Source organism: Azospirillum sp. ST 5-10 (genome assembly GCF_051225715.1).
GTDB lineage: Bacteria > Pseudomonadota > Alphaproteobacteria > Azospirillales > Azospirillaceae > Azospirillum.
The window spans coordinates 66707-76441 of the sequence record NZ_JBPJSP010000003.1 but is presented as its reverse complement, the minus strand read 5'-3'; the positions used below and the strand labels follow the sequence as shown (position 1 = coordinate 76441).

At 74.4% G+C, this 9735-nt stretch carries 9 protein-coding genes; 1 reads left to right on the top strand and 8 read right to left on the bottom strand.

All coding sequences use genetic code 11. The features are described 5' to 3' along the window. Positions 1–8: 8 nt before the first annotated feature. Entirely contained in the window at positions 9–2399 is a 2391-nt protein-coding gene (locus tag ACSBPG_RS04700; protein ID WP_435535958.1) for an ATP-binding protein, read from the bottom strand. Between the two features lie 145 nt (positions 2400–2544). Here ACSBPG_RS04700 and ACSBPG_RS04695 point away from each other — a divergent pair, with 145 nt between their 5' ends. After that, a complete protein-coding gene (locus ACSBPG_RS04695) occupies positions 2545–3228 on the top strand; it encodes a response regulator transcription factor (protein WP_435535957.1) in 684 nt (227 codons plus the stop codon). A 48-nt stretch (positions 3229–3276) separates the two neighbouring features. Here ACSBPG_RS04695 and ACSBPG_RS04690 read toward each other — a convergent pair whose 3' ends face one another. From ACSBPG_RS04690 to ACSBPG_RS04660, 7 genes are all read right to left on the bottom strand, one after another. After that, positions 3277–4191 (bottom strand): dihydrodipicolinate synthase family protein, encoded by a 915-nt coding sequence (locus ACSBPG_RS04690; RefSeq protein WP_435535956.1) that lies wholly within the window; start codon positions 4189–4191, stop codon positions 3277–3279. 120 nt (positions 4192–4311) lie between these two features. Further along, positions 4312–4944: a response regulator transcription factor gene (locus tag ACSBPG_RS04685; RefSeq protein ID WP_435535955.1), complete on the bottom strand. Its 633-nt coding sequence runs from the start codon at positions 4942–4944 to the stop codon at positions 4312–4314. Further along, the gene (locus ACSBPG_RS04680) at positions 4941–5492 is read right to left on the bottom strand and encodes a HupE/UreJ family protein (RefSeq protein WP_435535954.1); all 552 of its coding nucleotides are present in this window, start codon (positions 5490–5492) and stop codon (positions 4941–4943) included. The genes ACSBPG_RS04685 and ACSBPG_RS04680 overlap by 4 nt, the downstream gene beginning before the upstream one ends. A 31-nt stretch (positions 5493–5523) precedes the next feature. Further along, on the bottom strand, positions 5524–6579 hold the full coding sequence (hypE, locus tag ACSBPG_RS04675; protein WP_435535953.1) for a hydrogenase expression/formation protein HypE: 1056 nt from the start codon (positions 6577–6579) through the stop codon (positions 5524–5526). Continuing rightward, on the bottom strand, positions 6576–7697 hold the full coding sequence (gene hypD, locus ACSBPG_RS04670; protein ID WP_435535952.1) for a hydrogenase formation protein HypD: 1122 nt from the start codon (positions 7695–7697) through the stop codon (positions 6576–6578). Before hypD ends, hypE begins: the two co-directional genes overlap by 4 nt. Beyond that, a complete protein-coding gene (gene hypC, locus ACSBPG_RS04665; RefSeq protein WP_435535951.1) occupies positions 7694–7987 on the bottom strand; it encodes a HypC/HybG/HupF family hydrogenase formation chaperone in 294 nt (97 codons plus the stop codon). Before hypC ends, hypD begins: the two co-directional genes overlap by 4 nt. Positions 7988–8202: 215 nt before the next feature. After that, a complete protein-coding gene (locus ACSBPG_RS04660) occupies positions 8203–9696 on the bottom strand; it encodes a sigma-54-dependent transcriptional regulator (protein ID WP_435535950.1) in 1494 nt (497 codons plus the stop codon). Between the last annotated feature and the right edge of the window lie 39 nt (positions 9697–9735).

The window sequence follows — 9735 nt, the reverse complement described above, 5'->3', positions numbered from 1 at the left end:
GCCGGCCGTCAGCCGGCGTCCTCCCGTCCGGCGACGGCGGCGAGCTCCCGCCGCACCGCGGCGGCGGCCTCGGCCAGGGCCGCCGGATCCGCCATTGGGGCGGCGTCCTCCAGCGCCGCCGCCGCCGCCGCCAGCGCGTCATGCCCGTAGGTGGCGGCGGACCCCCGCAGGCGGTGGGCGATGGCGGCCATCCGCCCGCGGTCGCCGTCGCCGAGGCCGGCCAGTTCCCGCGCCAGGGCGGCGGCCACCCCGGCGAACAGCGCGCTCATCGCCGGGGTCGGCGCCGACCAGGCGACGCCGACGCCGTTCGACGGGGCGTGGCGGGCGACGACCGCCTGGAGCGCCAGGGGATCGACGGGCTTGGTCAGCACCTCGTCCATGCCGGCGGCGGCGTAGACGTCGCGGTCGCCGGGATTGGCGTTGGCGGTCAGGGCGACGACGGGGGTGTGCGCGACGTCGACATCGGCCATGGCGCGGATGCGGCGGGTCACCTCGACCCCGTCCATGCCGCCGAGACGGATGTCCATCAGCACCAGGTCGAAGCGGCGCCGGGCCATGAGCCGCAAGGCCTCCTCGCCGCTCGAGGCGTGGACGATGCGGTGCCCGCCCGGCGTGAGGTAGCCGTCCACGACCATCCGGTTCTCCACGGCGTCGTCGACGACCAGGACGTCGAGCGCCGGCGACGGCGACGGGGCGGCAGGGCCGCCGGCCGACGCGGGGGCCAGCGGCGTCCGCTCCGCCGGGAATTCCGCCCGGAACAGGGCGCCGCCCAGCGTCCCCGCGGCGACGGCGACCCGTCCGCCCATGCCCTCGACGATCTGCCGGACGATCGCCAGGCCGAGGCCGGCACCGGAGGAGCCGCTGCGGCCGGCGCGGGCGTAGGGCTGGAAGATCGCCTCGCGCTGGGCCGGCGGCACGCCGGGGCCGGTGTCCTCGACCTCCAGCACCACGAGGTCGGCGGCACCGTTCCGGGGTTCGGTGCGCAGACGGACGCGGACCTGTCCGGCCGGGGTGAACTTGACGGCGTTGCCGACCAGGTTGAACAGGATCTGGCGGACCCGCAGGGGATCGACCCGGTGCCCGGCGTCCGCCCCCTCCCCGAGGACCAGCGACAGGCGCAGTCCCCTGACCCCGGCTTCGGGCTGGAGAAGCGCCACGACGTCGCCGGCGAGCCTTGCGAGGTCCGCCGGCTCCGGCCGCAGGTCCGCCGGGTCCGCTTCCAGGCGCGACAGCTCCAGCACGTTGTCGAGCACCTGGACGAGATGGCGCCCGGCGTTCTCGGCGATTCCCAGCCGCTGGTCCCAATCCCCGGCCGGCCCGTCGCGGCGCAGCAGGCGGATCATGCCGAGGACGGCGTTCATCGGCGTGCGCGCCTCGTGGCTGAGCCAAGCGAGGAACACGGCCTTGCGGTCGGCCGCCGCCGCCAGCTCCGCCGACTTGACCTCGAGCGCCCGGGTGCGCGTGGCGACCAGGCGTTCCAGCATCGTGCGCTGGTGCGCCAGTTCGTCCATCGCTCCGCCGACGACGTGGAACGCGACGCCGAGCACGACGGTCACCAGCGCGAATCCGAACACCGCCAGGTCCGGGCGGTCGACGGGGAAGGGACCCTGGCGCGCCATCATCGTGCCGACCGCGGCGAGCGTCAGCACCAGCATCGCCAGCACCGAGCCGGGAAGGCCGTGCCGCAGCGCCGCCAGCAGGGCCACGGCCATGGCCAGCACGGCGACGTGGGGGATGGTGACGGTCGAGGCGAGGATGGGCAGAGGCACGAGCGCCAGCAGGACGGCAAGCTCCCGCCACCGCCCGGCCAGCGTATGGCGGCGGCGCCAGACCACGGTGAGCGGTGCCAGCAGGAACAGGCCGATGGCGTTGCCGGTGACGACGACGAAGAGCGTGGTCAGGATGCCCGTTGCCGTGCCGTCGGCGCTGGGGCGGCCGATGCCCAGCAGCGGGTCCTTGAAGACGAGCAGGGTGCAGGTCACCAGCGGCGGCAGCACGCACACGTTCGCCAGGTAGGCGACGAGCCCGCCGTAGGGAACGCCGGCGCCCGGCTCGGGGAGGTCCCAGCGCCGGACGGCGCGGTTCGCCAGCCACACCTGCGTCACGTCGAGGAGCGCCGTGGTCGCCGACGCGGCCAGGGCCAGCGGCAGGGGATGGCCGGTGCGGACGCCGTAGTAGATCATCGACGTCAGCAGCGATGCCGACACCACGGACACCAGTCCCGCCGTCCCGAACGCGCGGACGCACAGCAGGCCGACGCCCGAGCTGAACCAGATCGCCGTCCAGTTGGACCCCGGCACCCGCGCCAAGTCGGCGCTCAGTCGAGCCGCGGCGTAGTACATCACGACGCAGAAGAGGCAAAGAACGATGGTTCGTGGGGCGAATCTTCTTCCGGCCATGGTCAATCGCTGCTGCCAACCGATCCGCTCTCTTGTCGCCCATTTCCGGCGGTTTGTTCAGGGAAAATCGCACGCTGGCGGGAGCGACGGGGCCCGTGTATGGTCGGCCGTTCTTGAGGACGACAGGGAAGCGGTCCGGGACGCGATGGCGGCGACGGTTCTCGTGGTGGAAGACGCGGTGGAACTGCGGCTGCTGTACGCCCACAGCCTGGAGGAGGCCGGACTGCGCGTGATGCAGGCGGCCGACGGTGCGGCGATGCAGGACCTGCTCGCCCGCGAACGGCCCGACGTCGTCCTCCTGGACATCAACCTGCCCGACGCCAACGGGATCGAGCTGGCCCGCCGCCTGGGCCTGCGCGACCGCGCCGCCCTGATCTTCGTGACGACGCGCAACGAGCCCGCCGACCGGGTCGAGGCGCTGGAGAGCGTGGGCGACGACTACGTGACCAAGCCCGTCGACCTGCGGGAACTCGTGGCGCGGGTGCGCAACCTCCTGCGCCGCGCCGGACCGGGCGACGCGCCGCTGCGCTTCGACGGCTGGACCCTCGACCTCGTGCGGCGCGAGCTGTTCCGTCCCGACGGCGCGTTCCTGCCGCTGACCACGGGGGAATTCAACATCCTCGCCGCCCTGGCCGCCTTCCGGCCACGGCCGGTGTCGCGCGAATACCTGCTGGACGTCATCAGCAACCGCGCTTCGGACGCGGTGAGCGAACACACGGTGGACACGCTGATGACCCGCCTGCGCCGCAAGATGCGCCAGGCCAGCGGGCGCGAGGCGCCGATCGTCACCGTGCGCGGCGTGGGCTACGCGCTGGCGGGCGACGGCTGAGGACGCGGGTTCCGGTGGAAGGTCCGCCGACGGATCGGCGTCGGACCGTCAGGCCGTCACCGCGACCCCGGCCCGTTGCAGCACCGCGACCAGCTCCGCCTTGGTCTCCGCCGACGGCACCAGCGCCGGCGGCAGGACGGCGGTCGAGACGGCCGAGCCGGTGAGGCGGATGGCTTCCTTGACCAGGCCGAAGAACGGCGTGTCCAGGGTGTAGAGGGCGCTGAGCGTCGCCAGCCGGCGCTGCAGCGCGACGATGCGTTCGAGGTCGCGCTCCTGGAACGCCCGGTAGAGGCCGCAGGCGATCTCCGGCGCGAAGTTGGCCGAGGCGGGGATGCCGCCGTCGCCGCCGAGGACGAGCACGTCGAGCAGATACTCGTCGTAGCCGGAATAGACCAGGAAGTCGGGACGCCGGGCCTTGACGTCGAGGATCACCTGCCGCGTGTGGCCGAGCGTGTCGACCGTGTCCTTGATGCCGGCGATGGTGTCGAAGGCGAGCGCCAGGTCGCGCACCAGCCCGACCTCCAGCTCCTGGCCGGTGAGGGCGGGAAAGTTGTAGAGGAAGACCGGCACGTCGAGGGCCTCGGCGACCGTCGCGTAGTGCCGGAACAGGCCGTCGCGGCTGAGCTTGGCGTAGAACGGATTGACCACCAGCACGCCGGCGACGCCGAGGGACTGCGCGTGCCGGCCGAAGTCGACGACCTCGCCGGTGCCGGGCGCGCCGATGCCGAGCAGGATGGGCAGGCGGCCCGCCGTGTGCGACACGGCGAACTCGGCCACCTCCTTGCGGAGTGCCGCCGGCATGTGGCAGAACTCGCCGCCGCTGCCGAGGATGAGCATGCCGTCCACCCCCGAGGCGACGACGCGGTCGATGAGCGCCGCCATGCCGGGGCGGTCCAGCCGTCCCTGATCGTCGACGATGGTCGGGACCGGGGGGATGATCCCGCGGATCGGTCGGGTCGCCATGGTCGGGTGTCTCCCGCGCGCCGTCGTTGCGAAGTCCGCTCGCCCGACGCAGCCTAGCCCCCCGGGTCCGCCGAGACAAGACCGTGCGCCGCGTCCGGCGGACCGCGGGGCGCGACCGTCTCAGCCGGCGCCGGGGCGTCCGTCGAGGGGGCGGCGCCGGCCCGACAGGGCCAGCGCCACCGCCTGCGCGCGGTTGGCGACCTGGAGCTTGTCGTAGAGGTTCTTCAGGTGGAACTTCACGGTGTGCACGGAGATGCCGAGGTCGCGGGCGAGTTGGGCGTTGGTGCGGCCGCTGGCCAGCGTATCGAGCAGGCCGCGCTCGCGCGCGGTGAGCTGGTCGCGCGGATCGCCCGACGGCTTCGACAGGTCGACGAAGGGAAAGGCCATGCGCCCCGCCGCGGCCGCCGCGCAGACGTCGAGCAGCCGCTCCGGCGGGTCCGCCTTGCTGCAGAAGCCGGCGGCGCCGAGCGCCAGCGCGGCGCGCACCACCGACGGGTCGGCGGTGCCGGTGTGGACGACCACGCGCGGCCGCTGCGCGGCGTGGCGCAGCCGCTCCAGCACCGCACGGCCGTCGCGGTGGGGCATCTCCCAGCCGATGACGCCGACGGCGAAGGAGAAGCGGGCGCAGGCGTCGAGGAACCGTTCCCCGTCCTGGGCGGTGGCGAGCAGGTTGAAGCGCTCGTCCTCCTCGAACAGGCGGACCAGGGCCCGCGTCACCAGCGGGCTCTTGTCGGCGACGACGACGTCGATCATCGGCCGTCCGACGCCGCCGGGCGGCCGAGGGCGCGCGGGAACAGGCGGCGCAGGCCGAGGCCGGCGGCGAGACCGGCGCCGTGCAGGGCGGCGGTCGCCAGCACGAAGCCCAGCGCGTAGCCCAGCGCCGCGGCGCCCTCCGGCATCTCGGCACCGTGGGCGTGGCCGTGGAACAGGCCGAACCAGGCGGCGAGCGCCGCCGTGACCGTCGCCGAGCGGCCCAGCGGCAGGACGCAGAGCAGCGCCAGGACCACCACCGAGGCGTAGATCATCGGCTCGACCAGGGGCAGCCCGATGCCCGCCATCCCGAGGGCGCCGCCCGCCAGCATCGCGCCGACGAAGGCCGCCGGCACCGTCCACAGGGCGCGGCCGCCGATCAGGGCGGCGCACAGGCCGACCGTCACCATCGCCAGCAGATGGTCGATCCCGTTCAGCGGGTGGGCGGCGCCGTCGGCGAAGCCGGCGCCGGAGAGATGGCCGGGATGGGCGAGCGCCGGCGTGGCGAGCAGGGCGAGGGCGGCGGCGGTCAGCAGGGTGCGGGTCTTCATGGCGGGTGTCCTCGGGGGGATGTTGTCGGGGTCAGCAGATGCGCGGCAGCGGGTCGCCGACGAGCAGGTCGATCAGGCGGGCGCCGCCGAAGGGCGTGTCCATCAGCACGCGGTGGCGCGGGTCCTCGGTGACGGTGCCGATCAGGGCGGCGGCTTCGCCCAGGGGATGGGCGCGCAGGGCGGCCAGGGCAGCGTCCGCCTCCGCGGGCGGCAGCACGGCGACGGCGACGCCCTCGTTGCCGAGATAGAGCGGGTCGAGGCCGAGGAGGTCGCACAGGCCGCGCACCTCGGGGCGCACCGGCACGGCCTCCTCGGCGACCCGCACGCCGACGGCGGAGGCCTCGGCCAGCTCGTTCAGCACGGCGGCGAGGCCGCCGCGGGTGGCGTCGCGGACGAGGCGCGTGCCGGGGGCGGCGTCGAGCAGGGCGGCGAGCAGGCCGTTCAGCGGCGCGCAGTCGCTGCCGACCGGCACCGACAGCGCCAGGTCGCCCCGCGCCGCCAGGATCGCCGCGCCGTGGTCGCCGAGCCGGCCGCTGACCAGCACCCGGTCGCCCGGCCGCGCCCGGCCGATGCCGAGGTCGAGGCCGGGGCGGATCGCGCCGATGCCGCTGGTGGTGATGAACAGCTTGTCGCAGGCGCCGCGGGCGACGACCTTGGTGTCGCCGGTCACCACCCGCACCCCGGCCTCGCGCGCCGTGGCGGCGATCGACGCGGCGACGCGGCGCAGGGTGTCGACCGGCAGCCCCTCCTCGATGACGACGGCGCAGGACAGCGCCAGCGGCACCGCCCCGCCGACGGCGAGGTCGTTGACGGTGCCGCACACCGCCAGCCGGCCGATGTCGCCGCCGGGAAAGAACAGGGGATCGACGACGAAGCTGTCGGTGGTGAAGGCCAGCCGGTCGCCGTGCACCGCGAGGTCGGCGAGGGGCAGGCGCGCCTGGTCCTCCAGCGGCGCGGCCCCGGCCCCGGCGCCCGCGGCGGCGAAGGCGCCGACGAAGACGTCCTCCACCAGGTCGCGCATGGCGCTGCCGCCGCCGCCGTGGGCCAGCGTCACCGTGGGGACCGACACGGTCCGCCGGGCGCTCATGCGGCCCCCCGCAGGCCGCCGTACTGGCGGTAGGCGGCGCACGCCCCCTCCGACGACACCATCAGCGCGCCGACCGGCGTCTCCGGCGTGCAGGCCGTGCCGAACAGGGTGCACTGCCAGGGCTTGAGGGTGCCCTTCAGCACCGCGCCGCACTGGCAGGCCGCCGGGTCGACGACGGTGGCGCCGCGCACGGCGAAGCGCCGCTCCGCGTCGAAGCGGGCGTAGCGCTCGCGGACGCGCACGCCGGACTCGTCGATGCTGCCGAGCCCCCGCCACTCGAAGGACGCGCGCGGCTCGAACACGGCGGCGATGGCGTCCAGCGCCGCCGGGTTGCCGTCCTCGGGCACGACGCGGGCGTACTGGTTCTCGATGGCGGCGCTGCCGCGCCCGATCTGCTCCAGCAGCATCCACACCGCCTGCAGCACGTCGAGCGGCTCGAACCCGGCGACCACCAGGGGGCGGCGGTAGCGTTCGGCGATGAAGCGGTAGGGGCTGAGGCCGATCACCATGCTGACGTGGCCCGGCCCGATGAAGCCGTCCACCAGCATGCCCGGGCTGTCGAGCACCGCCTTGATCGTCGGCACGACGGTGATGTGGTTGCAGAACAGCGAGAAGTTGGCGATCCCCTCGCGCTCGGCCCGCAGCACCGTGAGCGCCGTCGCGGGCATGGTGGTCTCGAAGCCGAGGCCGAAGAACACCACCTCGCGTTCGGGGTGGCGGCGCGCCAGCGCCAGCGCGTCGAGCGGCGAATAGACCATGCGGACGTCGGCGCCGTCGGCCTTGGCCTGCAGCAGCGTCTTGCGCGAGCCGGGGACGCGCATGGCGTCGCCGAAGGTGGTGAAGATGACCCGCGGGTCCTCGGCGATGGCGATGCAGTCGTCGATGCGGCCCATCGGCAGGACGCACACCGGGCAGCCCGGTCCGTGCAGGAACTCCACGCCGGGCGGCACCACCCCGGCCAGCCCGTGGCGGAAGATGGCGTGGGTGTGGCCGCCGCACACCTCCATCAGGCGCAGCGGGCGGTCGGCGTCGGCGCCGAGGCGGTCGAGCGTCGCGGCGATGCGGTCGAGCAGGCGGCGGCCGGTGTCGCGGTCGTGGAAGGGGGCGATCTGGTTCATGGCGCGGCTCCCGTTTCGGCCGAGGCGCGGATGGCGGCGATCTCGGCGTCGGCCTCGCCGATGGCGGCGAGCACGGCCAGGGTCGCCGCCGCCTCCGCCTCGTCGATCAGGCTCATGGCGAAGCCGACGTGGACGAGCGTCCAGCGCCCGACCAGCGCGGCGAGCGGCCGCCCCGGCTCGGCCACGCACTGCACGTCGACCGCCCGCCGCACGCCGGAGACGTCCACCGTCGCCAGCATGGCGTCGGCGTCGGCGATGGCGACGATGCGGCCGGGAATGCCCAGGCACATGGGTTGGGGTCCTCCCTTGATGGTGACCCTCCCTCGCTCCTAGCGGGGGAGGGTGGCGCCGAAGGCGCCGGGTGGGGGCAAGGTTTTGCGAGAATGCCGAACCCCCCATGCTGCGCGGGGCGGGTGGCCTGCGCCTCCGGCGACACCGAGCCCCCACCCTCCCGCTGGCGCGGGTCCCTCCCTCCCCCGGCGGAGCCGGGGGAGGGATACCGTCTTCAATGCGTCCGCTCCGTGCCGGTGCGTTCGATGCCGTAGCGTTCCAGCTTCGCCCGCAGGCCCATGCGGGACAGGCCCAGCTCGTCGGCGGCGCGGCTCTTGTTCCAGCGGCAGCGCACCAGGGTCTCCAGCAGGATGCCGGCCTCGATCCGCTCGATGCGCGCCTTGAGCGGCCCGCCCTCGGCCAGCGCCTCCCGGAGGGGGCCGCCGTCGCCGGTGCGGGAGCGGCGCTCGGTGGCGTTGGCCGCGGCCCCGCGCAGCACGCGCTCGGACAGCAGCGCGGCGTCCAGCGTGTCGCCCTCGCACAGCACGATCATGCGCATGATCTCGTTCTGCAGTTCGCGCACGTTGCCGGGCCAGTCGTAGGCGGCGAGGCAGGCCAGCGCGTCGGGGGCGAAGCCCTTCAGCGGCTTGCCGTGGACGTTGCCGAGCCGCTCCAGCAGGTGGCGGGCCAGCACGGGGACGTCGGCCGGGCGCTCGCGCAGGGCCGGCATGGTCAGCACCATGGTGCTGAGGCGGTAGTAGAGGTCCTCGCGGAAGCGGCCGGCCCGCACTTCGGCCAGCAGGTCGCGGTGGGTGGCGGCGATCACGCGCACGTCGACCGCCCGCGTCTCGTTGGCGCCGACCGGGCGGATCTCCCCCTCCTGGAGGAAGCGCAGCAGCTTGACCTGGAAGGCGGGGGAGATGTCGCCGATCTCGTCCAGCAGCACCGTGCCGCCGTCGGCCTGCTCCAGCAGGCCGGTGCGGTGGCTGTAGGCGCCGGTGAAGGCGCCCTTGCGGTGGCCGAACAGCTCGCTCTCCAGCAGCTCGTCGGGGATGGCGGCGCAGTTCTCGGCGAAGAAGGGGCGGTCGGCGCGCGGGCTGCCGTAATGGACGCCGCGGGCCAGCAGCTCCTTGCCCGTCCCGGTCTCGCCGAGGATCAGCACCGGCACGTTGAAGGCCGCGACCTGCGCCGCCTTGCGGCAGACGGCGTCGAGCGGGCTGCCGGGGGCGCGCACCATGGCGTCGAAGTCGTAATGGGCGCGCACCCGCTCGCGCCGCGCGGCGAGGCGGCTCTCGACCACCGGGGGCAGGGTCTTCAGCTCCAGCGACAGCCGCTCGTGCTCGCGCTGGAGCTGGTAGAGGCGCGCCCCGTTGCGCGCGGTCAGCAGCAGGTGTTCGGGGTGCCAGGGCTTGGTGATGAACTGGTGGATGCCGGCGGTGTTGATGGCGGCGATGATGTCCTCGGGGTCGATGTAGCCGGTGATGACGACGCGGATGACGTCGGGCCAGCGCTCGCGCACGCGGGTCAGGAACGCGACACCGCTCGTCTCCGGCATGCGCTGGTCGGAGAAGACGACCTGGACCGGCTCGCTCTCCAGGACGCGCAGGGCGTCGGCGGCGCTGAGCGCGGTGTGCACGTCGAACTCCTCGTCCAGCAGGCGGGCGATCACCTCCACCGAACGCGGCTCGTCGTCGACCACCAGGATCGCCGGGCGGGTCGGGGGCGCCATGGCGCTCACCCCTCCGCCCGCCGGCCGCGCCGGTGGCCC

Coding starts and splice junctions, on each gene's coding strand:
- ACSBPG_RS04700 (WP_435535958.1), bottom strand. CDS start 2,399: ATGGCCGGAAGAAGATTCGCCCCACGAACCATCGTTCTTTGCCTCTTC.
- ACSBPG_RS04695 (WP_435535957.1), top strand. CDS start 2,545: ATGGCGGCGACGGTTCTCGTGGTGGAAGACGCGGTGGAACTGCGGCTG.
- ACSBPG_RS04690 (WP_435535956.1), bottom strand. CDS start 4,191: ATGGCGACCCGACCGATCCGCGGGATCATCCCCCCGGTCCCGACCATC.
- ACSBPG_RS04685 (WP_435535955.1), bottom strand. CDS start 4,944: ATGATCGACGTCGTCGTCGCCGACAAGAGCCCGCTGGTGACGCGGGCC.
- ACSBPG_RS04680 (WP_435535954.1), bottom strand. CDS start 5,492: ATGAAGACCCGCACCCTGCTGACCGCCGCCGCCCTCGCCCTGCTCGCC.
- hypE (WP_435535953.1), bottom strand. CDS start 6,579: ATGAGCGCCCGGCGGACCGTGTCGGTCCCCACGGTGACGCTGGCCCAC.
- hypD (WP_435535952.1), bottom strand. CDS start 7,697: ATGAACCAGATCGCCCCCTTCCACGACCGCGACACCGGCCGCCGCCTG.
- hypC (WP_435535951.1), bottom strand. CDS start 7,987: ATGTGCCTGGGCATTCCCGGCCGCATCGTCGCCATCGCCGACGCCGAC.
- ACSBPG_RS04660 (WP_435535950.1), bottom strand. CDS start 9,696: ATGGCGCCCCCGACCCGCCCGGCGATCCTGGTGGTCGACGACGAGCCG.